Below are 22,732 nucleotides of genomic sequence, written 5' to 3' on the forward strand. Positions count from 1 at the left end.
AATCATCGGGCGAGCAGCCGTTCAAGCCGCTTTGCATCGGCTTCGGCAAGGGCGAGATAGTGGCGCGCGACGCGGGGCCATTTTTCCGGCGTGCGCGGCCGGGCATCGAGCAAATGCGCGATGGACAAGCGCGCCCGTAGCATCGCGCGACCAACTCGATAAAACAGGAATACGCCGCTGGCCGGATCATCGTGCAGCGTGCGTGCCAGCCCTTGTCGGATCGTGTCGCCGAACCATCGGCTGCCAAGCCGTTCGCATTCCAGGTGCAGAAACGCGATCTCGTCCAGTGCATCGCTGGCCCGCAAACGCGAATTGAACTCGAGACAGTCGATGATCGGATGGGCAGGCGTGAGCCAGATGTGCTCTGGTCTCAGGTCGCCGTGACCATCGACGATAAGCCTTTGCGAGACCCGATCGATGAGGATCCGGGCGTTCTGCTTGAGAAATCGTCGTTGAACGGATGCAACACGCAAGATCGTGCCGTGCGGCAGGGCGAAGCGTCGATTCAGCAGGACTTGCAAATCGAGGACGGCGGCTTCGTGCAACGAAGCCAAATAGGTCTCTGGGTCGATCAGGACCCGCGAAGCATGCGAATAGAACCCGGCGAGAACCGCTGCGAGCTGGTCGGCATCGGTCTGGCGAGCCGTGCCGTTGCGCAGCACGGCCTCGAGCGTTTCGTCCTCGTTCAGCCGGCGCATGACGACGAGCCAGTCAGCCACCGGACCGGAGCCGCCGATCGCGTACCCCGAAGCAGTCTCGGTCAGCGGAACGACGCCGAGATAGACGTCGGGCGCCAGCCGGTGGTTGAGGCTGGCTTCTGCCAGGCAGGCCGTCCTGCGGCGAGCCAGAGTCGAAAAATCGAGATAGGCAAAACGGACCGGCTTCTTGAGCTTGTAGACCCGCCCGCCATTCATGAAGACCCAGGACATGTGGGTCTCGCGCGTCTGAAGGCGGTCGGGAACGGGAGTGTAGCCCTCGGGGCGGCTCAGGAATGCGACCTTGCCGGAAAGGGCAGAAACGCTGACGTTCTCGGCACCGTCCGTCGTGAGTTCGTTCTGGCGGTCCAGCATGACAATCACTTGCCAAACGAAGACCGAGACAGTTTGACACCGATCAACGATCCCGGGCGCCGGAGCAATAATCTGGCAAAAATTCAAGCGGATCTGCCGACATGTTGTTTCAGGACCGGGAAGACGCCGGCCGTCAGCTGGCAAAAACCTTGCTGAAGTACAAGAGCCGCCATCCCGTGATTCTGGCGTTGCCTCGCGGCGGCGTTCCCGTGGCCGCTGAGGTGGCCGAACGGTTGGAAGCGCCGCTCGATCTGGTTCTGGTGCGCAAGATCGGCGCGCCCATGCAGCCGGAGCTCGCGATCGGGGCGGTGGTGGACGGAGACGATCCGATTATCGTTCGCAATCAGGACGTCATCGATCTGACCGGCGTGAGCGAGAAGACGTTCGACGCCATCTGCGCCGGTGAGCTTGCCGAGATCGACAGGCGGCGCGAACTTTATCTTGGCGGTCGCCTGCGGTCCGACGTCAAAGGGCAGGTCGCGATCATCGTCGACGACGGCATTGCGACGGGGGCGACGACGCTCGCAGCGATCCGCGCGCTGCGAAGGCGAGAGCCGAAGGAGTTGGTCCTAGCCGTCCCGGTCGCGCCGCTCGAGACCTTGCAGCGGTTGCACACGGAGGTCGATGCAGTCGTTTGCCTGGACACGCCGCGAGACTTTGGCGCGATCGGCTACTATTATCGTGACTTCGGCCAAGTCAGCGATGACGAGGTCATCGCAACCTTAAAGCGGTTCCCGGCGAAGACGACGACGACACCGGCCTCCTGATCTCGGGGTTGCTCATGAATACGTCGTCAAGCGCGCTCCTGACGGACCTGTACCAACTGAACATGGTGCAGGCGTATCTGGAAGCGGGCCAGACGCAGACCGCCGTCTTCGAATTCTTCGTCCGGAAGCTGCCGCCCCAGCGCAACTTCCTGGTGGCGGCCGGTCTGGAGCAGGCGCTCGAGTTCCTGCGAGGTCTGCGCTTTTCCGACGACGAACTGAGCTGGCTGGTACGAAGCGGCCGGTTCAGCGCGAGCCTGATCCGTTATATCGCGGATTTCCGCTTCAGCGGTGACGTCCACGCCATGCCGGAGGGCACGGTATTTTTCGCCAACGAACCTATCCTCCGCGTCACGGCGCCTCTCCCCGAGGCTCAGCTCGTCGAGACCCGCTTGATCAATCTGTTGCATTTCCAGTCGCTGATCGCGTCCAAGGCCGCCCGCATGGCGCTGCTCGCGCCGAACAAGCTGTTGGTCGATTTCGGGCTGCGCCGGGCTCATGGCGCGGAAGCCGGTCTTTTGGCAGCCCGCGCCAGCTATATCGGGGGCTTTGCCGGGACTGCGACCGTTCTCGCCGAGAAATGCTTTGGAATCCCTTCCTATGGCACGATGGCGCATTCGTTCGTCCAATCGTTCGATGACGAGACGGCAGCGTTTGAAGCTTTTGCGCGGGCAAGACCGAAGGATCTCGTGCTGTTGATCGACACCTACGACACGGAGATGGCGGCCAGAAAGGTGGTGGCCTTGGCTCCCCGGCTGCGGGCCCTTGGCATTTCCATCCGTGGAGTACGGATCGACAGCGGTGACCTGGTGGCGCTCTCGAGAAGCGTCCGGCGGATCCTTGATGAGGGCGATCTCGAGGACGTGACCATTTTCGTCAGCGGCGGCATCGACGAAGAAGCACTGTCTTCCTTTGAAGCCGCCCCCATCGACGGTGTCGGGATCGGCACCAGCCTGGCGACATCCTCCGATGCCCCCGCCCTCGACTGCGCCTATAAGCTACAAGAGTATGCAGGCACGCCGCGACGAAAGCGTTCGACCGGAAAGGCGACTTGGCCGGGCCGCAAGCAGGTGTGGCGTCGTTATGATCCCGACGGCCGCATGGTATCCGACGTGCTCTCGACGGATGATGATGTCCGAGAGGGAGAGGCCCTGATCGTCTCTGTCCTGCAACAAGGGCGTCCGGTCACGCATCAGCCCTCGCTCCAGGATATCCGCGCCTACGCCCGGACTCAATTGGGGCGACTGCCGAGAGCTCTTGAGGGACTCCAGGTCGGCTCGTCCTATCCGGTCCATGTGGCGGCACGGCTCCGAGAATTGGCCGCTGCTGTCGACTTGAAGACGAAGTAGGTTGCTGCGGCTAATTCTCGTCATCTGTATCAAGAGCGGAACGCCCGGTGTGCGCCTAGAAGGCGTGGAGAGCGCCTATGCCGGTTCAGAATGCCGAAATTGCCAAGATGTTCGACCAGGCCGCGGAGCTCCTGGAGATCAAGGGCCGTTCTCGCGCGTATCGTAACGCAGCCCGCCTGATCGAGTGCCTGCCCAAGAGCATCACCGGCCTGCTGAAGGCAGGCGAGGATCTCTCCGAGCTACCTGGGATCGGCAAGGACCTCGCGGGCAAGATCGAGACCATCGTAGCGGCTTTGCCGTGTTTCCTTTGGTGCTGCTCTGGTTCGGAGGTCCGATCGTCTGGACCGCCCTGCGAACTGGGCGGCTGCTTGGTCGTGGCGCCGTCTACGATCGTGACGTGCAACCCAAGATGTACTTTTTTGGCTTGGCGTTCTGGCTTTGCATATTTCTCGTTGTGGCAGGGAATAGCGTAATAGTGCTCATGCATGTCGACGATTGGCTGTTCAATTGAACGCCACCTGCGCCATTCCACCGCGCTATCGCGCGTCGCCCTGGAATGGCAGCGAGGCGCCGACAAAGAAAACGGCGGCCGGGGGGCCGCCGTTGGAGTCGAGACCACGCGAAGCGCGGCGTGGTGCTCAGGAGGTTCGGAGCTGGACGCGCTGGATCTTGCCGACGATCAGCAAGTAGGCACACGCCGCGACCAGGGCGTTGAGGCCGACGAACACCAGCGCGCCGTTGAACGAGCCGGTGGCCGACAGGATGTAGCCGATCACGATCGGGGTGGTGATGCTGGAGAGGTTGCCGAAGGTGTTGAACAGGCCGCCGGAGACGCCGCCGGCTTCCTTCGGCGAGGTGTCGGAGACGACCGCCCAGCCGAGCGCGCCGATGCCCTTGCCGAAGAAGGCCAGCGCCATCAGGCCGACCACCAGCGCCTGGCCGTCGACATAGTTGCAGCCGATGATCGCCATCGACAGCAGCATGCCGCCGACGATCGGGATCTTGCGGGCGAGCGTCAGCGATCCCGTCTTGCGCAGGATGGCGTCGGAGATGAAACCGCCGAGCACGCCGCCGATGAAGCCGCACAGCGCCGGCAGGGTGGCGACGAAGCCGGCCTGCAGGATCGACAGGCCGCGCTCCTTGACCAGATAGACCGGGAACCAGGTCAGGAAGAAATAGGTCAGCGTGTTGATGCAGTACTGGCCGATATAGACGCCGAGCATCATGCGGTTCGACAGCAACTGTCCGATGTGCGACCAGGTCGGACCACCGGAGGCGGCCTTGGCGTCTTTCGCGCCCTCCATGTCGACCAGCGCGCCGCCGTCTTTGATGTAGTCGAGCTCGGCCTGGTTGACGCTCGCGTGCTCCTTCGGTCCGTACACGGTCCTGATCCAGATCAGGCCCATGAGGATGCCGAGCGCGCCCATCACGGTGAAGACGTGGCGCCAGCCGAACGCGTGCGCGATCCAGCCCATCAGCGGCGCGAAGATCACGGTCGCGAAGTACTGCCCCGAATTGAAGAAGGCCGACGCCGTGCCGCGTTCGCTGCTCGGAAACCAGGCGGCGACGATGCGGGCATTGGCCGGGAAGCTCGGTGCCTCGGCGAGACCGACCATGAAGCGCAGCGTGAACAGCGCGGTGACGGCGGCGGCGCCGGAGAAGAAGCCGATCCAGCCCTGCATCATGGTGAAGATCGACCAGATCACGATGCTGCAGGCATAGACCCAGCGCGAACCGAAGCGGTCGAGCAGCCAGCCGCCCGGCACCTGCGCGAGCACATAGGACCAGCCGAAGGCGGAGAACACATAGCCCATCGCCACGGGATCGAGATGCAGCTCCTTGGACAGCGAAGGTCCTGCGATCGACAAGGTCGCGCGGTCGGCATAGTTCACGGTCGTGACCAGGAACAGCATGGTCACGATAAGCAGCCGCACGCGCGATCGGCGCAGTTCGGCCGTGGTTACGATTGCGCTCATGCGCGCCACCTCTCTTGTCACGTTCCTCGAGAACTGTCCTAGAGGAGAGGGAGGGCCGCGGTCCAAACCGAAGCCTGTATCGATCGATCCAAATTTTGGATCAATCCCGGGGTCTCCATGCCGGGCAAAGGCTTCTCTCCTGACCATACGCGCAGGAGCCGATCAGGATTGCCCGTCGAGTTTTTCAGATTTCGTGGCGCATTCCGACGGCCGTCGCGGCAACCGCCAGCATGGCGGAGCGGATCTCTCCTCACATCCACCGCGCCTCACGCGCCGGATCGCCTGGATCCCGGCAAATTCGCTGCCGACAAGATGCGAAGCGCAGCGGTCCGTTCCGCCGGTTGGAAGCCGCCCACGGACCAATGGACGTGCGAACCATCTGTGCTTGTATCGGCTGCTACTGCGTGCACAATCGTCGGTGCAAGCGAACAGGAGCCATTGCGCGTGAAGGCCGTCTACACCGAGCTGCATCGCAGCCATGATCCGCAATTCTATCTGGTGCGCGGCGTCGTCAAGCGCACCACCGAGCAGCCCGAGCGGGCGGATCGTCTGCTTGCGGGATTGAAGGCCGGCCATCACGAGTTGGTCGCGCCGATTCATTTCGGCCAGGAAGCTCGCGCGCGCGTGCACAGTCCGGAATACCTCAGTTTCCTGGAAGAGGCGTGGGACGCGTGGGCCGCGCTCGGCGATGCCGGTGCGGAGATGATTCCGAACATCCATCCCGTTCGCAATGCTGCCACCTATCCGACGCACATCGTCGGGCGGCTGGGCTGGCACACGACCGACACCTCGGCGCCGATCGGGCCGGGGACGTGGGAAGGCGCCTGCGCCGCGACCGACGTGGCTGCGACTGCGGCGCAACTGCTGCTCGATGGCGAGGATGCGGCGTATGCGCTGTGCCGGCCGCCGGGCCACCATGCCTATCGGGACATGGCCTCGGGCTTCTGCTTCATGAACAACTCCGCCATTGCAGCCGCGCATCTGCGTCAGCGCCACGAGCGGGTCGCCATCCTCGACGTCGACGTCCACCACGGCAACGGCACGCAGGGCATCTTCTACGAGCGGCCCGACGTGCTCACCATCTCGATCCACGCCGACCCCACGCATTACTACCCGTTCGTCTGGGGCTATGCGCATGAGCGCGGCGCAGGCGCGGGCCTTGGCGCCAACCTCAACATTCCGCTGCCGCTGAAGAGCGGCGACGACACCTATCTCAAGGCGTTCGAGACCGCGGCCAAGACGATCCATGCGTTCGCGCCCGGCGCGCTCGTGGTCGCGCTCGGTCTCGATGCCTCCGAGCACGATCCGCTCAAGGGGCTCTCCGTGACGACGCCGGGTTTCCGCCGCATCGGCGGCGCGATCGCGCGGCTCGGCCTGCCCACGGTGTTCGTGCAGGAGGGGGGCTACCTCTCGGACATTCTCGGCCAGAACCTGACCGCAGTGCTCGGAGGTTTCGAAGCGGCGCGGTAAGCCTTCATCTCCTCCTCGTGATCTCTTCCTGGTGTGCGCCGAGAACGGCATCGCAAATCATTCACATGGCTACGCTTGACGTGCGGAGGCGGGCCGCGACGCGGCCGCTTCAGGCTCGACAGTGCGGGCGACTGTTCGAAACATTCAGGTCCGATTGCTGCACCATTTAACAAGTGCTAGGCTTTGCGAACTACCCTCGGCTGTAGTCGGCTCGGAGGGACGTGATGAAGCGGCGAATGATCGGCCTGGATACCCTGGTCGCGGGATCCGAAGAGGCGTTGGCCCAGCCGATGGCCAAACTGACCGGGCCGGAGCTCGGCTCTGCAGCCTTGGCCGGCCGGCCATCCCGCCGAAGGCTGCTGGCCTCAGCCGGCCTCGGCCTCGGCGCTGCGGCCGTATCGTTCTCAGCCGGCCCGGTTATCGCGCAACCACGTGACGGCGCAAGCCTCGGCCGGCCGGTGCGCGTCAGCAAGGACCGGCTCGATGCGCTCGCAGCGAAGCTCCACGCCGTCTTCAATGAGCACAATATCTTGCCGCCATTCTCGGCCGAGAAGCACGGGGCGCGGGTCGACGTCGAACTGCGCCGGCTGACGACCTACACGCGCGTCCCCGAGACCGGTGAGCGCGTCAAGGTCAGCGGCCTGCTCGCGCTGCCCGCCGATCACAAGGGCGCACTGCCGGTCGTGTCGTGGCAGCACGGCACCATCCTGTCGTTCGATCAGGTCCCGTCCAATCTCGTCAGACTGGCCGATCCGAACTACGAACCGCGCGACAATGTCGATTCGATCGAGACGTTGTTCAACGTCCAGCGCCTGGTCGGCAACGGCTTTGCATTGATCGCGGCCGACTATCTCGGCAAGGGACCGTATCGCCAGGGGCGAGGCGAGGCCTATGCGGTGAAGGACGCGACCGTGCAGTGCTGCCTGGACATGCTGAACGCGGGCCTGCTCGCGCTCGATCATCTCGGCCTGCGAAAGACCGGGCTGTTCCTGAACGGCTGGTCGCAGGGTGCCTTGAACACGCAATGGCTGGGCCAGGAGCTGCAGCGGCGGCGCGTCGCGGTGGCGGCGAGCGCAACGCAAAGTCCGTTCAATAATCTTGCGGATTCGATGCGCTATTGGGTGTCGGCCGAACCGGGCAGCGCGTCGACCGACAGCACCTATCCGAAGCAGCCGATTTGGATCACGCCGTGCGTCATCGTCCTCCTGGGCAGCTATCGCCAGTATTACCGGCTCGGCGACCTGTTCAAGACCGCGATCAAGCCGCAACACCTCGCGCTGGCCGAGAAATACTGGGCCGACTACAGCATGGACGAGATGTTCAGCAAGTCGGTGCCGCAGCCCTCGGACCTGCTGGTCGACGGCTTCTTCGAGCGCTTCACCCACGAGACCAACAGCCGCTTCCTCCGCCGCCTGGCCGGCAACAGCTCGACCTATTGGGATTATGACGCCCCGATGCGGTTCTACTACGGCCTTCTCGACGAGGCGCTGCCGCCGAGCCTGGTCAAGATGCCGCTGGCGGCCGACGGCCGCTTTGAGCAAGGCACAGCGGTCACCGGCGCCAGCCATCGCGGCACGTTCCTGGCAAGCCTCTATGGCGGCGGCGACGTCATGGGCGGCGCTTCGACCGTGCTGGACTTCTTCAAGACCAGCTCTTGAGCTTCGGCCATGATCAGCTCGCCAGCGCCTGCGGCGTGCGCGAGGCAACCTCCCGCTCCGCGGTGCGGACGATCTCCATGGTGCGCACGACGCTCGCCGGATTGACGCTGATCGAATCGATGCCGAGTTCGGCCAGATAGCGCGCCACTTCGGGATAGTTGGCCGGCGCCTCGCCGCAGATGCCGACATGGCGACGGTTGCGATGCGCGCCTTCGACCGCCATCCTCAGCATCGCCAGCATGCCGGGATCGCGCTCGTCGAAATCGAACGCGACGATGTCGGAATCGCGGTCGACGCCGAGCGTGAGCTGGGTGAGATCATTGGAGCCGATCGAGAAGCCGTCGAAATGTTTGGCGAACTCGTCGATCAGGATCACGTTGTTCGGGATCTCGCACATCATGTAGATCTCGAGCCCGTTCTCGCCACGCACCAAGTCGTGCCCGGCCATCGCCGCGATCACCTTGCGCGCCTCCTCGACGCGGCGGCAGAACGGGATCATGATCTTCAGATTGGCGAGCCCCATCGTGTCGCGCACGCGCTTCAACGCCGCGCATTCCAGCGCGAAGCCGGCGGCGTAGGCGGGATGCGCATAGCGCGAGGCGCCGCGGAAGCCGAGCATGGGGTTCTCTTCCTTCGGCTCGAAATCGGAGCCACCGATCAGGCTGGCATATTCGTTGGTCTTGAAGTCTGAGAGGCGTACGATCACCGGTCGTGGGTAGAACGCCGCGGCGATGGTGCCGACGCCTTCCGACAGCCGCTCGACGAAGAAGTCGGCGGGCTTCTTGTAGCGCGCAGTCAGGCGCTTGATCGTCGCGCGGTCCTTTGCCGCGGTCACCTTTGCGGGCGTCGCCAGCGCCATCGGGTGGATGCCGATCGCCTGGTTGATGATGAACTCCATGCGGGCGAGGCCGACGCCATCGTTCGGCAGCAGCGCGGTCTTGAAGGCCAGTTCGGGATTGCCGAGATTGACCATGATCTCCGTGCGCGGCTTCTCCAGGCTGTCGATCGCCAGGCGCTCGACATCGAACGGCAGTGCGCCGTCGTAGACATGGCCGGCATCGCCCTCCGCACAGCAGACGGTGACGGTCGTTCCGGTCTTCGCGTGCTTGCTGAAATCCTCCGTGCCGACCACGGCCGGCACGCCGAGCTCGCGGGCGATGATCGCGGCATGGCAGGTGCGGCCGCCATGATCGGTGACGATCGCCGCCGCGGTCTTCATCACCGGCTCCCAGTCCGGACTGGTCGATGCGGCGACCAGCACCTCGCCGGGGCGGAACGCGTTCAGATCCTTGGGAGTGCGGATCAGGCGGATCTTGCCGGTGGCGATCCTTTCGCCCACGGCGCGGCCGGTTGCCAGCGCCTTGCCGGTCTTCTTCAGAACGTAGGTCTCGATCGCCTCGGGCCGCCGCTGCGAGGCCACCGTCTCCGGCCGCGCCTGGATGATGTAGAGCGCGCCGTCGCGGCCGTCCTTGGCCCATTCGACGTCCATCGGTGTCGGCCTGCCGGCCTTCTGCGAGTAGTGCTCCTCGACGACGATGGTGGCCTGCGCGAGCTCCAGCACGTCGGCATCGCTGATGCAGAATTTCGCCCTGTCAGCCGGCGGCGTCGCCTCGGTGCGCGTCGTGGGGCCACGACTGCGCGCGCCGGGCTTTGCGCCGGCTTTGGCATAGACCATCCGTTTGTCCTTGGCGCCGAGCCGGCGCGACAGCACGCTGCGGAAGCCGGCCGCGAAGGTCGGCTTGTGGACGTAGAATTCGTCCGGATCGACCGTGCCCTGCACGATGGTCTCGCCGAGGCCGTAGACCCCGGTGATGAAGGCGACATCGCGAAAGCCGCTTTCGGTGTCGAGTGAGAACATCACGCCGCTCGCGGCGCGGTCCGAGCGCACCATCTTCATCACGGCGACCGACAACGCGACCTTGTCGTGGTCGAAGCCGTTGTCGATGCGGTAGGAGATCGCGCGGTCCGTATAGAGCGAGGCGAAACAGCGGCGGCACGCCTCGAACAGATCCTTCGCGCCGCGAATGTTGAGAAAGCTCTCGTGCTGGCCTGCGAAGCTCGCATTCGGCAGGTCCTCGGCGGTGGCCGAGCTGCGCACGGCAACCGCGACGCCGCGGCCATACTCCTGCTCCAACTGCTTGTAGGCCTCTGCGACCTCGTGGCGCAGGTCGTCACGGTCGGTCGCCGCGAACACGATCGCGCGGGCCTTCGCCGCGCGCTTGGCGAGATCGGCAATGCGGCGCTTGTCGAGGCCGGCGAGCAGCTTCCGTAGCTCGTCGTCGGCTCCGGCCGCGCTCAGCGCATCGCGATAGGCGGCCGCCGTCAGTGCGAAGCCGTTGGGCACGCGCACGCCGTGCGACGCCAGCGCCGAATACAGCTCGCCGAGCGACGCCGTCTTGCCGCCGACGCCGGGCACGTCCTCGATGCGGAGATCCTTGAACCAGCGGATGTAGCTAGGTGCCGTCATCGGTCATCTCCCGCATCGCAGCGCGAACCTCAGTTTGTCGCGGCGGGCGGCGGCTGCCTTGCGCAAGATCAAGCAGGGCGCTCCGCGAGCTCCTTAAATCGCGGGATGACAACGGTTCCACCATAGGCGAGGATGTTTGCTAAAACCCATCGATCACCTCCATCCGGATCACCGATGATCTCCGACGACCAGAACGAGGACGGTAATCGCGAATGGTCGCGATTCTGGCTCACGGCGCGGCAATTCTGGCTCGGATCGACGGCATGGCGGGTCTGGCTGCTTTGCGTCGCCCTGGTCGTCCTCGTGGTGCTCCAGCTCTACGTGCAGTTCCGATTCAATTACTGGAACAGGGATTTCTTCGACGCGCTGGAGGGCCGCGATCCGACGCGGCTGCGGCAGCAGGCCGCTCTGCTCATTCCGCTTTGTCTGGCGAGCGTCGTGCTGGCGATCGTCTCGGTGTGGGGCCGCATGGTGATGCAACGCAGCTGGCGGCAATGGTTGAGCGCCAAGGTGATCAATTACTGGGTCGAGAACGACCGCTATGCGCGGCTCGCGACGGTGCAGGGCGATCTGAAGATTCCGGAGTATCGCATTGCCGAGGACGTCCGCATCGCCACCGATGCGCCGATCGACTTCGTGGTCAGTGTGATCTCCTCGCTGCTGACGGCGGTCGTGTTCGTCCAGGTGCTGTGGCAGGTCGGCGGATCCATCGGCTTCGTCGTGGCCGGGCAGCAGTTGTGGATTCCAGGCTACCTGGTGGTCAGCGTCGTCATCTATTCCGGGCTGGTGACCGGGGCCATGCTGTGGGTCGGTTCGCCGCTCACGCGCGTCATCCAGACCAAGAACCAGGCCGAGTCGGAGCTGATCACCGCGGCCCATCACTTGCGCGACATCGGCGAAGGCATCGCGCCCAAGCAGGAGGAACGCAGCGTCATTGCCGGGCTGTGGATGGCGCTCGACCGCACGATCCAGCAATGGAAGCGGCTGTGCTGGCAGCTGATGCGCAACACCCTGGTGTCTCATCTGAATACGCTGCTCGCGCCGATCATCGGCCTCGTGCTGTGCGCGCCGAAATTCCTCGGCGATCAGATGACCCTGGGCGAACTCACCCAGGCTGCCGCTGCGTTCACGCTGGTGCAGGGGTCGTTCAATTGGATGGTGGACAATTTCAACCGCCTCGCCGAGTGGATGTCGTCGCTGGAGCGCGTCGGCGGGTTGCTGCTCTCGCTCGATCGGCTCAACGGTGATGCGGCGAGCGATGTCACGCCGTCTCAAGCCGCACGTCAGCCTGCAGACGGCTGACGTCGGCGGGATCGCACAGCGCGGTGCCGGTGCGCAGCAGCGCCGCGGCACCTGCGGCGACTGCAAAGCGAAACGCGTCGTCCAGCAACTCGCCAGCGGCGAGCTTCGCGACCAGCGCGCCGAGAAAGCTGTCACCGGCGCCGACCGCGTTGACCGGCACCATCGTCAGCGGCTGAGCGCGCAGCACGCGGTCGCGGGTGACCAGCAGGGCGCCGAGATGACCCATGGTCAGCGCGACGGTGCCGGCCTTGCCGCTCGCGACCAGCGCGTGGGCGGCTTTCTCCCACGCCGCTGCATCGGGCAGCGTGCCGCCGGCCAGTTCTTGCATCTCGTGCAGCGACGGCTTCATCAGGTCGATGCCGCCGGCAACCGCCGCGGCCAAAGCTGGACCCGAGGTGTCGAGCACGAATTGCGCGCCGCGTGATCGTGCAAGCGTCGCAGCGCGCGCGTAGAAGTCGGTCGGGACGCCGCGCGGCAGGCTGCCGCTGCCGATGACGAACCGGGGGAACGGATCCTGGGCTGCGAGCAAGGCAAGGCCGGCCTGCCATTCGGCCTCGGTCAGCGTCGGGCCCGGCAGGATGAAGCGATAGGGCTGGCCGCTGACGCGCTCCTGGACGAAGAAGTCCTCACGCGTGTCCTCGGCCGTCGCCCAGGTGCGGCTGGCGACGCCTTCCTTCTCGACGAGCTGCTTCAGCAGCAGGCCGGTCGGACCGCCGACCGGATAGAGCGCGGTGACGTCGCCGCCGAGGCGGGCGATGACACGGGCGACGTTGATGCCGCCACCACCGGGATCTCGCTGTTGCGTCGTGCCGCGCAGCTTGGCCACCGGCACGATTTTCTCGACGGTCGTCGAGACGTCGACGGCCGGGTTCGGCGTGATCGTGACGATGTCGCTCATTCGATCTCAGTGCGTCGGGGAGCCGCCGCTCGCGGTGATGCCGGCCTCGAAGAACGATTTGAGACCGAGGAAGCTGATGTCGGGCTTGGTGACGATGTGCACCGGGATCGGCCGCAGATAGCTGTCATAGCGTCCCTTGCTCTCGAACTGCCGGCGAAAATCGGATCGTGCAAAGTAGTCGGGAAACCGCGGCGGGATGCCGCCGGCGATGTAGACGCCGCCGCGGGCACAGAAGGTGAGCGTCAGGTTGCCGGCGACGGCGCCGAGCCAGGCGCAGAACATGTCGAGCGTGGCGCGGCTGGTGGCGCAGCCGCCGTCGAGCGCGGCGCTGGTGATGGCGGCGGCGTCGCGCTTCGGCACCGAGGCTCCGTCGACGGCCGCGATGGCATGATAGACGTTTTCGAGACCCCTGCCGGACAGCGCGCGCTCGATCGAGACATGGCCGAAGTGCTCGCGCATCTTGGCCAGCACTGCGGCCTCGCGCGCGGTGGTGGCCGGCAAGGTGGCGTGACCCGCCTCGGTGACGGCAACCGTGGGACGGCCGCCGCCCGGCAGATAGCAGGCCGCGCCAAACCCGGTGCCCGGGCCGATCACCAGCATCGGCGCGCCGGCGACCGCCGCGCTGCCGCCGAGCGGATACAGATCATCCGGCCGGAGCGCCGGCAGCGACCAGCCGACGGCCTCGAAATCGTTCAGCAGCTTCGCCGAGCGGAGATTGAATTGCGCGGCCAGCTCGGCGCCGTCGATGGCCCAGGTGCTGTTGGTCAGCATGCCGCGATTGCGCTCGATCGGCCCGGCGATATCGAGCACGGCCGCGGAGGGCGCTCCGCCTTCTGCGTGCCGCGACAGGAACGCGGTGATCGCATCGGCAATGGTGGCGAAGTCCGCGACCTTCAGGTGTTCGACCTCGCCGACCACGCCATCGTCGAGCAGCGCGAAGCGCGCATTTGTGCCGCCGATATCGCCCAGAAGAACGCGATCGCTCATGCCTCAGTCTTCCGCCCGGTTGTACGGCCCGTCGGAGGTCCGGTGGGCCGCGATCATGTCCGCATACCATCGCGCAGACGCCTTGGGAATGCGACGCTGCGTGGTGTGGTCGACATAGACAATGCCGAAACGCTGCGAATAGCCCGCCCCCCATTCAAAATTATCCAGCAGCGACCACACGAAATAGCCGCGGACGTCGGCGCCTTCTTTCATCGCCTGTTCCATGGCGGCAGTGTAGGCCTTGAGATAGGCGATCCGGTCCACGTCATGAACCTGGCCATCATTGCCGAGGACGTCGGCAGCTGCGGTGCCGTTTTCAAGCACGTAGATCGGAAGCTGGAACCGCTGGTGGATATCCAGGAGCGTGTCGTGGAACGCACCGGGCACGACCGGCCAGCCGATCGCGCTGCGCGGCACGGTGTCGGGCGCCGGCCCGAAGCTCGCCCCGATCAGGTTGGTGTCAGCCCTCACGTAATGCGGCGAGTAGTGGTTGAGCCCGAACCAGTCGACGGGCCGTGCGATCTGCGCCATGTCGCCGGGCGCGACATATGGCGCGACGGCCTCCGCCAGCTCCGGCGGGTAGCTGGCAAACGCTTGCGGGAACGGGAAAGCGTCGTTCCAATAGGCTGCGAGCCGCAGCGCCGCTGCAGCGTCCGCCGGCTTGCTGGTGCAGGGATAGCAGGGCTGGCGGTTGTGGATCGCGCCGATCGAGGCGCCGGCAACGTCTTTGCGCAGCACGTCGACGGCGCGGCCATGGCTGAGATTGACGTGATGGATCGCCTTGTGCAGCGCCGTCTTGTCGGCCAAGCCAGGGGCATGCCAGCCGAGGCCGTAGCCGAACAGCGTGAACACGCAGGGCTCGTTGAAGGTGGCGAAGCGCTTGACCCGGTCGCCATAGCGCCGCGCGACCAGCGCGGTATAGTCGGCGAACCAGCCGGCGATGTCGCGGTTCTGCCAGCCGCCGAGCGCCTCCAGCGCCTGCGGCAGGTCCCAGTGGTAGAGACAGAGCCACGGCTCTATCTCTGCGGCAAGCAGGGCGTCGATCAGGCGGTCGTAGAAGGCGAGGCCGGCTTCGTTGGCCGCGCCGCGGCCTTGCGGCAGCACCCGCGGCCAGGAGATCGAGAAGCGATAGGCGTTGAGGCCGAGCTCTTGCATCAACGCCACGTCGCCGGCGTAGCGATGATAATGGTCGCATGCGGTCTCGGCCGTGTCGTTGGTCTTGGTGCGGCCCGGCGCGCGCAGAAAGACATCCCAGATGCTGTCGGCGCGGCCGTCGAGATGGGCTGCGCCCTCGATCTGGAAGGCCGAGGTCGAGGCACCCCAGAGAAAGCTCGGACGGATGGTCATGATCGAGAGGGGCCCTTGCGTTGTTGCGATCAGCCGCATGATGGCGGTCGCCGGCGCTCCGCCGTTGACCGGGATCAAGCCGACGATACCGTGGCCGGTGTGGCCTGCGAAGATGTCCTGCGCCGGGCAATGGCAATCATGCAGGCAACAGGCTTGCATCGGAGCCGAAAGCTGTGGAACGTGCGGCCGCCGAAAACTGGAGTCCCGGCGCGAATGAGCGTTTTTCTGCTGCGGCGCTGCCTGACCTTGCTGGCGACCCTCGTCGGCGCGTCGCTGATCATATTCCTGGTGCTCGACGCGCTCCCGGGCAACGCCGCCCAGATGCTGATGGGCGCGGATGCCTCGCCCGACGCGGTCAGGGCGCTGACGGTCAAGCTCGGGCTGGATCAGCCGCTGGCCTGGCGCTACCTGCACTGGATCGGCGGCATGCTGAGCGGCAATCTCGGCAACAGCTATGCCTATGGCACGCCGGTGGCCGAACTGATCCGCGAGCGGCTGGCGATGACGATTCCGCTCGCGATCCTGGCCATGGGACTCACGACCGTGCTGGCGCTCGCGGCCGGCATCTACACGGCCGCCAATCACAACCGCCTCGGCGATGTCGGCGTGATGTCCCTGACCCAGATCGGCATCGCCTTGCCGAACTTCTGGTTCGCGATCCTCCTGATCCTCCTGTTTGCGGTGAAGCTGCAATGGCTGTCGGCCGGCGGCTTCCCCGGCTGGGAGGACGGCATCTGGCCGGGGCTGCGCGCGCTGCTGTTGCCGGCTGTGGCGCTGGCGGTGGTGCAGGCCGCGATCCTGGCGCGGGTGACGCGCTCTGCGGTGCTCGACGTTCTGCGCGAGGATTTCGTCCGGACCGCGCGCGCCAAGGGTCTGACGAAGCGCGAGGTGCTGTGGCAGCACGTCTTGCGCAACGCGATGATCCCGGTGCTCACCGTGATGGGCCTGCAATTCGCAAACCTGCTGGCCGGCACCATCGTGATCGAGAACGTGTTCTATCTGCCGGGCCTGGGGCGTCTCATCTTCCAGTCGATCGCCAATCGCGATCTCATCGTCGTGCGCAATTGCGTCATGCTGCTGGCGGCGATGGTGATCGTCGTCAACTTCGTGGTCGACGTGCTGTATGCGGTGATCGATCCGCGCATCAAGGTGCACGAGCTGTGAGTTCGTCCGTGATCGTTCAAGCCGCAGCCGGCACGGCCCCCGCGCCGAGCGCGTTCTGGCGCCGCGCGCTGCGCCATCGCAGCTTCATCGTCGGCGCGCTGCTGTGTCTGCTGGTGCTCGGCGCTGCGCTGCTGTCGCTGGTGTGGACGCCGTGGTCGGCCTATGAGATCGACGTCGCCTCGAAGCTGCGGCCGCCGTCATCAGCGCATTGGCTCGGCACCGACGTGCTCGGCCGCGATATCGTCTCGCTGCTCTTGGTCGGCGCGCGAGCGACCATTCTGGTCGGCATCATCGCCGTCGGCATCGGTCTCACCTGCGGCGTCTGCCTCGGCCTGATCGCAGCCGCGCAGCGCGGCTGGACCGAGGAGCTGATCATGCGCTTCAGCGATTTCACCTTCGCCTTTCCGGCGGTGTTGTCGGCGATCATGCTGGCGGCTGTGATCGGCCCGGGCATGGTGACCTCGATCACCGCGATCGGCATCTTCCAGATCCCGGTGTTCGTGCGCGTCACCCGCGGCCAGGCCGGTGCTGTCTGGGCGCGCGAGTTCATCCTGGCGGCACGCGCTGCCGGCAAGGGCCGCTTCCGCATCACCATCGAGCACGTGCTGCCGAACATCCTGTCGATCCTGATCGTGCAGGCGACGATCCAGTTTGCGCTGGCGATCCTGGCGGAGGCGGCGCTGTCTTATCTCGGCTTGGGCACCCAGCCGCCGCAGCCGTCCTGGGGGCGCATGCTGAACGATGCGCAGACCTTGCTGTTCCAGTCGCCGAGCCTCGCCGTGTACCCCGGCGCCGCCATCGCGCTCGCGGTGCTCGGCCTCAACCTGCTCGGCGACGGCCTGCGTGATCTGCTCGACCCTCGGCTGGCGAGGCAGCGATGATGGCGAGCGATCAACCTCTGCTCGATGTCAGCGGTCTCGGCATCCGGCTCAACACCAGCCGCGGCCCGGCGCAAGCGGTGCGCGAGGTGTCGTTCGCGCTCCGGCGCGGCGAGACCTTGGGCATCGTCGGCGAGTCCGGCTGCGGCAAGTCGATCACGGCGCTCGCTCTGCTCGGGCTTCTGCCCGACAGCGCTGTCGTCAGCGGCAGCATCAAGCTCGATGGCCGCGAGCTGGTCGGATTGCCCGATGCCGATTACTGCAAGCTGCGCGGCAACCGCATCAGCATGATCTTTCAGGAGCCGATGACCGCGCTCAACCCGATGCATACGATCGGCCACCAAGTGGCCGAGCCGCTGCTGCGACATACCGGCTGCTCGGCGGCTGAAGCGAAACGCCAGGCGATCGCGCTGCTCGACCGCGTCGGTCTGCCGGACCCCGCGCGACGCTACGACGCCTATCCGCACCAGTTTTCCGGCGGCCAGCGCCAGCGCGTCACCATCGCGATGGCGCTGGCCTGCAAGCCCGACGTGCTCATCGCCGACGAGCCGACCACCGCGCTCGACGTCACCATCCAGCGCCAGATCCTCGACCTCATCGCCGATCTCGTGGCCGAGCAGGGCATGGCGATGATCCTGATCTCGCATGACCTTGGCGTCATCGCCGAGAACGTCCAGCGCATGATCGTGATGTATGGCGGCACGGTGGTCGAGAGCGGCACGACGGATGCGGTGTTCTCGCGCATGGGCCATCCCTACACGCAGGGCCTGTTCCGGGCGCGGCCGCGGCTCGGGGCCCGCAAGGGCACGCGGCTCGCGACCATCGCCGGCACCGTGCCGGAGCTCGCCGATCTGCCGGCCGGCTGTCCGTTCGCAGATCGCTGCGGGCTGGTGATCGACGCCTGTCGCACGGCGCTGCCGCCGTCGATCGAGATCGGCGCCGGGCACGGCGTCCGGTGCATCCGGACCGGCGTCGCGCTCGCATGTGATCCGGCGGGAGTGGTCGCTTGAGCACCGCCGCGCAAGGAATTGCAGAGACGCCGCTGCTCGAGGTCAGGGAGCTCGTGCAGCGCTACGCGCTGCCGCGCGAGAGCCTGCTGCGGCCGCCGGGCCAGGTGCTCGCGCTCAACGGCGTGTCGCTGACGTTGATGCCGGGTAAGAGCCTCGGCATCGTCGGCGAGTCCGGCTCCGGCAAGTCGACCTTGGCGCGGCTGATCATGGCATTGGAGCGGCCGTCATCGGGATCGGTGCTGATGTCCGGGCGCGATCTCAACCGCCTCTCGGTGGATGAGCTGCGGCGGGCCCGTCGCGATTTCCAGATGGTGTTTCAGGACCCATATGGATCGCTCGATCCGCGCCAGATCATCGCGCGCATCGTCGCCGAGCCGCTGACCGCCTTGGAAAGCCCGGATCGCAACAGCCTGCGCACGCGCGTGGCAACGGTGCTGCGGCAGGTCGGATTGCGCGACGCCGACATGGACAAGTATCCGCACGAGTTCTCCGGCGGCCAGCGTCAGCGCATCGCGATCGCGCGGGCGCTGATCACGCAGCCGAAGCTGATCGTCGCCGACGAGCCTGTCAGCGCGCTCGACGTCTCGGTGCAGGCGCAGGTGCTCAATTTGATGCAGGACCTGCAGGAGCAATTCGGCCTCAGCTATGTGCTGATCAGTCATGATCTGGCAGTCGTCGACTATCTCTGCGACGAGGTCGCGGTGATGTATCTCGGGCGCATCGTCGAGCGCGGACGGCCCGAGAATCTGTTCGGCCAGTGCGCGCACCCGTACACCCGGGCGCTGCTCGACGCCGTGCCGCGGGCGCAGGCCGGCGCGATCCGGCGCCGGCGCGAGAGCGTCGCGATCGCGTCGCAATCCCTCGGCGCGGCCGGATGCGCCTACGCGCCGCGCTGTCCACTCGCTGATGCCCAGTGCCGGGCGACGGCACCCTCCCTGCGGGCGCTCACGGGGCTGCATTCCGCTGCCTGCCACAAGGCGGAAAGCGTGATGGCGCTGCCGGCGCTCGTCGCCGCAGAACACCAGCCTCTTGTCTCGAAGCCGCTTTGACGCGTAACTTGGTTCCGTCCGGGAGAAACGAACAATGTTGAAAAGACTATCCATCGTCGCATTGGCCGCGCTCGTCGCGGCCACCGCTGTGCCGGCCTCGGCACAAAGCAAGAAGGACAGCGTCGTCGTCGGCATGACCTTGGAGCCGCCGGGGCTCGATCCGACCAGCGCGGCCGCCGCGGCCATCGCCGAGGTCACGCTCTACAACGTCTATGAGACGCTGACCAAGATCAACGAGGACGGCTCGGTGTCGCCGCTGCTGGCCTCGAGCTGGCAGGCCTCGTCGGATCTGAAGAGCTACACTTTCAAGCTCGTCAAGGGCGTGAAATTCCAGAACGGCGAGGCATTCGATTCCGCCGCCGTGAAGTTCTCGTTCGAGCGCGCCGGCGCCGCGAACAGCACCAACAAGGACAAGGCGCTGTTCCAGGCGATGGAGGCGGTCAACGCGCCCGATGCCGAGACGATCCAGGTCAAGCTCAAATATTCCGAGCCCAACCTGCCGTTCCTGCTCGGACAGGCCACAGCCGCGATCGTCGAGCCGAAGAGCGCGCCGACCAACGCGACGCAGCCGGTCGGTACTGGGCCGTACACGCTGGGTAGCTGGGCCAAGGGCTCGTCCCTGAGCTTGAACAAATGGCCGGACTATCGCAACGCCGCAGCCGTGAAGCTGTCCAAGGTGACGATCCGCTTCATCTCCGATCCGGCGGCGCAGGTCGCGGCGCTGCTGTCGGGCGACGTTGACGCCTTTCCGCGCGGCACCACGGCGCGCACCATCGCGCAGTTCAAGTCCGACCCGCGCTTCACCGTGCTGATCGGCGGCTCAAAGGCGAAGACCATCGTCACCATCAACAACAAGAAGAAGCCGCTCGACGACGTCCGCGTCCGCCGCGCGATCCTTGCCGCGATCGATCGCAAGGCGATGATCGAAGGCGCCGTCGACGGCCTGGGTACGCCGATCGGAAGCTTCTACGTGCCGGGCTCGCTCGGCTATGTCGACACCACCGACATCAATCCCTACGACCCGGAGAAGGCCAAGAAGCTGCTGGCGGAAGCCGGCATCGCCACGCCGCTGCAACTGTCGCTGCGGCTGCCGCCGCCGGCCTATGCGCGCCAGGGCGGCGAGGTGCTCGCGGCTCAATTGGCCAAGGTCGGCATCGTCGCCAAGATCGAGAATCTCGAATGGGCGGCGTGGCTGTCACAGGTGTTCAACGGACCGCATGATTTCGACCTGACCATCGTCTCGCATGTCGAGCCGTTCGATCTCGTGAAGTTCACCGATAAGAACTACTACTTCGGCTATCAGTCCGAGGCCTTCGACAAGCTGTATCAGAAGATCGTCGACACGCCGAACGAGGCGGAGCGCACCAAGCTGCTCGGCGACGCCCAGCGCATGCTGGCAACGGATGCGGCCGCCGGCTTCCTGTTCCAGCCGCAGTGGATCACGGTGATCAACAAGAAGCTGAAGGGCGTCTGGAAGGACGTGCCTCAGTTCGAGAACGATTTCGCGAGCTGGTCGTGGGAATGATCGTGAGCCCGTTTTGCTTGGCTGCGAAATAATTCCTGCGCAATGCGGTGCCCTCTCCCCTTGTGGAAGAGGGCATCGCCGGTCCATCCATATGTGCGGTCGCGTGACGGGTATCTCTCCACGAACGACACCATTGATTCTACAGATCAGTTCGGCCATTCGATGGGCGTAAAGCGCATCTGCCGTCGTCGCATTTCAGCCTGAAGCTCCTGGGCGTATTGCTTGGCCCGGTCTCCGATGAGCCGATAGGGTCCCCCGATCCGACTATCAGCGGCAACTTGCTTTCGGACACTCTCATAATAGGCCAACAGACTTTCGTCGGTTGAATTCTCAAATCGCATCGATGCTCCCCGAAACGCAACCTTAGGTATCAAATTTTGCCACTATCGCCGCGGCATGGCAGTGACATAGGTTAAGTTCCGTTGCCCAAAAAAGTTCCTTGTGTGTTCCGGATTATGGCCGAGCGAATTTCGCTCCGGAGCCCGGGGGGGGGGGAACTTAGGACCGCTGGCTGCGTAGAATTTGGGGTGTCGGCGTCGACCGAGCGCTCAGGAACCTGCGGTTCGGCAGCGGTCGCGCGCATGGGACGAACAACGGTTTCGCGGCAGACGCGGCCGAGCTGTCAAGAAGGGCGAGGGGCTGCGATGCGCACCGAAGTTCTCGTCGTCGGCGGCGGGCCGGCCGGCCTGATGGCCGCGATCTATCTGGCGCGGTTCCGACGGGACGTCGTGATCATCGACAGCGGCGCATCTCGGGCAGCCCTGATTCCCCGCAGTCATAATCTACCTGGCTTTCCTGACGGCATTTCGGGACATGAGCTGCTCGCGCGGATGGAGCATCAGGTGGAGGACCTCCGCGTCCCGATCATCCGCGGCACGGTGACATCGCTCGACAGGACCGGCGCGGACGTCGTCGCGACATATGCTGACGGTGCAATCGCCGCGCAGCGGGTGATTCTGGCGACGGGGATCGTCGACAGGCAGTTTCCTCTTCCCGACTGGATCGAGGCGGTTCGCCAGGGTGAGCTGCGCTACTGCCCTGTCTGCGATGGCTACGAGGCAGCCGACCGCAAGATCGCGATCGTCGGTGCACTCGGTCATGCTGCAGGCAAGGCGCTGTTCATGCGTGTCTACAGCGCCGACATCACGTTGATCCCGAGCGATGACGCGCAGAACGACGCAGCGCGGGAGGAGCTGGCCGCGGCCGGGGTTCGCGTGATGCCGCCTCTCCGGTCGCTTCAGCGCCGGAGCGGTGCCATCGAGGCGGTGTTCGCAGATGGCGCCAGCGAACGCTTCGAGGTCATCTATCCCGCGCTGGGGGCTGAGGTCCGCTCGGAGCTCGCCATCCGGATGGGCGCGCGACACACGGCCGAGGATTTTCTGGAGGTGGACGCCAAGCAGCGCTGCGGCGTCGACGGGCTTTATGGTATCGGCGACGTCGTCACCGACCTACACCAGATCTCGGTCGCGTTCGGCCATGCCGCGGTGGCCGCCTGCCACGCACATCATTCGCTGCCGATGCGCTATGTGTAACCTTCCGGCAGGACAATCATGCGAAGTCGATCACAACCTCAGATCGCGCTATCCTGTGTTAACGCGTTTGGTGTTGATCTGTCGGACCTTGGCGCATGGACAGGAAATCGGCATGTTTGGCGGCGGCGTCAAGCTGCCATGAGGAAGCCGCACGCGATCCGGCACGCCGCGACCTTTGGCTGCAGGAAGCATCGAAATGGACGGCGCTGGCGGGCGAGCCGGCTGGCAACGCGGTGATCGTCTGCGAACAGGGCGCCTCTGCGACCAAGGAAGCCCGCGGCTGAGT

General features: G+C 65.5%; 20 protein-coding genes. 13 read left to right on the forward strand and 7 right to left on the reverse strand.

What is annotated here, in order from left to right; genetic code table 11:
* Positions 1 to 2: 2 nt before the first annotated feature.
* Complete coding sequence (locus QX126_RS28920) at positions 3 to 1,070, reverse strand: hypothetical protein (RefSeq protein WP_315785467.1); 1,068 nt, start codon at positions 1,068 to 1,070, stop codon at positions 3 to 5.
* A gap of 101 nt (positions 1,071 to 1,171) precedes the next feature.
* Between QX126_RS28920 and QX126_RS28925 the strand changes: the two genes are divergently transcribed.
* The 3 genes from QX126_RS28925 (at position 1,172) to QX126_RS28935 (ending at position 3,656) form a co-directional block, all read left to right on the forward strand.
* Positions 1,172 to 1,837, forward strand: coding sequence for a phosphoribosyltransferase (locus tag QX126_RS28925; RefSeq protein WP_315733827.1), 666 nt, complete (start codon positions 1,172 to 1,174; stop codon positions 1,835 to 1,837).
* A gap of 14 nt (positions 1,838 to 1,851) precedes the next feature.
* Entirely contained in the window at positions 1,852 to 3,183 is a 1,332-nt protein-coding gene (locus QX126_RS28930; RefSeq protein ID WP_315785469.1) for a nicotinate phosphoribosyltransferase, read from the forward strand.
* A gap of 77 nt (positions 3,184 to 3,260) precedes the next feature.
* On the forward strand, positions 3,261 to 3,656 hold the full coding sequence (locus QX126_RS28935) for a helix-hairpin-helix domain-containing protein (protein WP_315785470.1): 396 nt from the start codon (positions 3,261 to 3,263) through the stop codon (positions 3,654 to 3,656).
* Between the two features lie 165 nt (positions 3,657 to 3,821).
* On the opposite strand, the gene QX126_RS28940 is transcribed toward QX126_RS28935, so the two are convergent.
* The gene (locus QX126_RS28940; RefSeq protein ID WP_315785472.1) at positions 3,822 to 5,159 is read right to left on the reverse strand and encodes an MFS transporter; all 1,338 of its coding nucleotides are present in this window, start codon (positions 5,157 to 5,159) and stop codon (positions 3,822 to 3,824) included.
* 444 nt (positions 5,160 to 5,603) lie between these two features.
* Between QX126_RS28940 and QX126_RS28945 the strand changes: the two genes are divergently transcribed.
* Entirely contained in the window at positions 5,604 to 6,629 is a 1,026-nt protein-coding gene (locus QX126_RS28945) for a histone deacetylase family protein (protein ID WP_315785474.1), read from the forward strand.
* Between the two features lie 224 nt (positions 6,630 to 6,853).
* A complete protein-coding gene (locus QX126_RS28950; RefSeq protein WP_315785475.1) occupies positions 6,854 to 8,287 on the forward strand; it encodes a lysophospholipase in 1,434 nt (477 codons plus the stop codon).
* Between the two features lie 13 nt (positions 8,288 to 8,300).
* Here the strand turns inward: QX126_RS28950 and ppsA are convergent, their stop codons facing one another.
* Positions 8,301 to 10,754, reverse strand: a complete 2,454-nt coding sequence (gene ppsA, locus QX126_RS28955; protein WP_315785477.1) for a phosphoenolpyruvate synthase — start codon at positions 10,752 to 10,754, stop codon at positions 8,301 to 8,303.
* A gap of 174 nt (positions 10,755 to 10,928) precedes the next feature.
* Between ppsA and QX126_RS28960 the strand changes: the two genes are divergently transcribed.
* Positions 10,929 to 12,056, forward strand: a complete 1,128-nt coding sequence (locus tag QX126_RS28960) for an SbmA/BacA-like family transporter (protein WP_315785478.1) — start codon at positions 10,929 to 10,931, stop codon at positions 12,054 to 12,056.
* On the opposite strand, the gene QX126_RS28965 is transcribed toward QX126_RS28960, so the two are convergent.
* From QX126_RS28965 to QX126_RS28975, 3 genes are read right to left on the reverse strand one after another with little or no spacing between them, the layout of a single operon-like run.
* Positions 12,016 to 12,954, reverse strand: coding sequence for a 1-phosphofructokinase family hexose kinase (locus QX126_RS28965; protein ID WP_315785479.1), 939 nt, complete (start codon positions 12,952 to 12,954; stop codon positions 12,016 to 12,018). The genes QX126_RS28960 and QX126_RS28965 overlap by 41 nt on opposite strands.
* A 6-nt stretch (positions 12,955 to 12,960) precedes the next feature.
* Complete coding sequence (gene glk, locus QX126_RS28970) at positions 12,961 to 13,941, reverse strand: glucokinase (protein ID WP_315778096.1); 981 nt, start codon at positions 13,939 to 13,941, stop codon at positions 12,961 to 12,963.
* Positions 13,942 to 13,944: 3 nt separating this feature from the next.
* Complete coding sequence (locus QX126_RS28975; RefSeq protein WP_315785601.1) at positions 13,945 to 15,288, reverse strand: GH1 family beta-glucosidase; 1,344 nt, start codon at positions 15,286 to 15,288, stop codon at positions 13,945 to 13,947.
* Positions 15,289 to 15,501: 213 nt separating this feature from the next.
* On the opposite strand from QX126_RS28975, the gene QX126_RS28980 reads away from it, so the two are divergent.
* The 5 genes from QX126_RS28980 to QX126_RS29000 are packed head-to-tail and all read left to right on the forward strand — an operon-like array spanning position 15,502 to position 20,914.
* Positions 15,502 to 16,452: an ABC transporter permease gene (locus QX126_RS28980; RefSeq protein WP_315755175.1), complete on the forward strand. Its 951-nt coding sequence runs from the start codon at positions 15,502 to 15,504 to the stop codon at positions 16,450 to 16,452.
* An 8-nt stretch (positions 16,453 to 16,460) separates the two neighbouring features.
* Positions 16,461 to 17,333 carry an ABC transporter permease gene (locus QX126_RS28985; RefSeq protein ID WP_409998139.1) on the forward strand — a complete coding sequence of 291 codons (873 nt, stop codon included), beginning with the start codon at positions 16,461 to 16,463 and terminating at the stop codon, positions 17,331 to 17,333.
* Positions 17,330 to 18,340 (forward strand): ABC transporter ATP-binding protein, encoded by a 1,011-nt coding sequence (locus tag QX126_RS28990; RefSeq protein WP_315785481.1) that lies wholly within the window; start codon positions 17,330 to 17,332, stop codon positions 18,338 to 18,340. Before QX126_RS28985 ends, QX126_RS28990 begins: the two co-directional genes overlap by 4 nt.
* Before the next feature lie 17 nt (positions 18,341 to 18,357).
* Complete coding sequence (locus tag QX126_RS28995; RefSeq protein WP_315785603.1) at positions 18,358 to 19,389, forward strand: oligopeptide/dipeptide ABC transporter ATP-binding protein; 1,032 nt, start codon at positions 18,358 to 18,360, stop codon at positions 19,387 to 19,389.
* A gap of 34 nt (positions 19,390 to 19,423) precedes the next feature.
* The gene (locus QX126_RS29000; RefSeq protein ID WP_315785484.1) at positions 19,424 to 20,914 is read left to right on the forward strand and encodes an ABC transporter substrate-binding protein; all 1,491 of its coding nucleotides are present in this window, start codon (positions 19,424 to 19,426) and stop codon (positions 20,912 to 20,914) included.
* A gap of 146 nt (positions 20,915 to 21,060) precedes the next feature.
* Here QX126_RS29000 and QX126_RS29005 read toward each other — a convergent pair whose 3' ends face one another.
* Positions 21,061 to 21,255, reverse strand: a complete 195-nt coding sequence (locus QX126_RS29005) for a hypothetical protein (RefSeq protein WP_315755179.1) — start codon at positions 21,253 to 21,255, stop codon at positions 21,061 to 21,063.
* 303 nt (positions 21,256 to 21,558) lie between these two features.
* Between QX126_RS29005 and QX126_RS29010 the strand changes: the two genes are divergently transcribed.
* On the forward strand, positions 21,559 to 22,446 hold the full coding sequence (locus tag QX126_RS29010; protein WP_315785605.1) for an NAD(P)/FAD-dependent oxidoreductase: 888 nt from the start codon (positions 21,559 to 21,561) through the stop codon (positions 22,444 to 22,446).
* 95 nt (positions 22,447 to 22,541) lie between these two features.
* The gene (locus tag QX126_RS29015; RefSeq protein WP_315785487.1) at positions 22,542 to 22,730 is read left to right on the forward strand and encodes a hypothetical protein; all 189 of its coding nucleotides are present in this window, start codon (positions 22,542 to 22,544) and stop codon (positions 22,728 to 22,730) included.
* The last annotated feature ends 2 nt before the right edge of the window (positions 22,731 to 22,732 follow it).

Source organism: Bradyrhizobium sp. SZCCHNPS1003, from assembly GCF_032381555.1.
Classification (GTDB): Bacteria; Pseudomonadota; Alphaproteobacteria; order Rhizobiales; family Xanthobacteraceae; genus Bradyrhizobium.

Coding starts and splice junctions, on each gene's coding strand:
- QX126_RS28920 (WP_315785467.1), bottom strand. CDS start 1,070: ATGCTGGACCGCCAGAACGAACTCACGACGGACGGTGCCGAGAACGTC.
- QX126_RS28925 (WP_315733827.1), top strand. CDS start 1,172: ATGTTGTTTCAGGACCGGGAAGACGCCGGCCGTCAGCTGGCAAAAACC.
- QX126_RS28930 (WP_315785469.1), top strand. CDS start 1,852: ATGAATACGTCGTCAAGCGCGCTCCTGACGGACCTGTACCAACTGAAC.
- QX126_RS28935 (WP_315785470.1), top strand. CDS start 3,261: ATGCCGGTTCAGAATGCCGAAATTGCCAAGATGTTCGACCAGGCCGCG.
- QX126_RS28940 (WP_315785472.1), bottom strand. CDS start 5,159: ATGAGCGCAATCGTAACCACGGCCGAACTGCGCCGATCGCGCGTGCGG.
- QX126_RS28950 (WP_315785475.1), top strand. CDS start 6,854: ATGAAGCGGCGAATGATCGGCCTGGATACCCTGGTCGCGGGATCCGAA.
- ppsA (WP_315785477.1), bottom strand. CDS start 10,754: ATGACGGCACCTAGCTACATCCGCTGGTTCAAGGATCTCCGCATCGAG.
- QX126_RS28960 (WP_315785478.1), top strand. CDS start 10,929: ATGATCTCCGACGACCAGAACGAGGACGGTAATCGCGAATGGTCGCGA.
- QX126_RS28965 (WP_315785479.1), bottom strand. CDS start 12,954: ATGAGCGACATCGTCACGATCACGCCGAACCCGGCCGTCGACGTCTCG.
- glk (WP_315778096.1), bottom strand. CDS start 13,941: ATGAGCGATCGCGTTCTTCTGGGCGATATCGGCGGCACAAATGCGCGC.
- QX126_RS28975 (WP_315785601.1), bottom strand. CDS start 15,288: ATGACCATCCGTCCGAGCTTTCTCTGGGGTGCCTCGACCTCGGCCTTC.
- QX126_RS28980 (WP_315755175.1), top strand. CDS start 15,502: ATGAGCGTTTTTCTGCTGCGGCGCTGCCTGACCTTGCTGGCGACCCTC.
- QX126_RS28990 (WP_315785481.1), top strand. CDS start 17,330: ATGATGGCGAGCGATCAACCTCTGCTCGATGTCAGCGGTCTCGGCATC.
- QX126_RS29000 (WP_315785484.1), top strand. CDS start 19,424: ATGTTGAAAAGACTATCCATCGTCGCATTGGCCGCGCTCGTCGCGGCC.
- QX126_RS29005 (WP_315755179.1), bottom strand. CDS start 21,255: ATGCGATTTGAGAATTCAACCGACGAAAGTCTGTTGGCCTATTATGAG.
- QX126_RS29010 (WP_315785605.1), top strand. CDS start 21,559: ATGCGCACCGAAGTTCTCGTCGTCGGCGGCGGGCCGGCCGGCCTGATG.
- QX126_RS29015 (WP_315785487.1), top strand. CDS start 22,542: ATGGACAGGAAATCGGCATGTTTGGCGGCGGCGTCAAGCTGCCATGAG.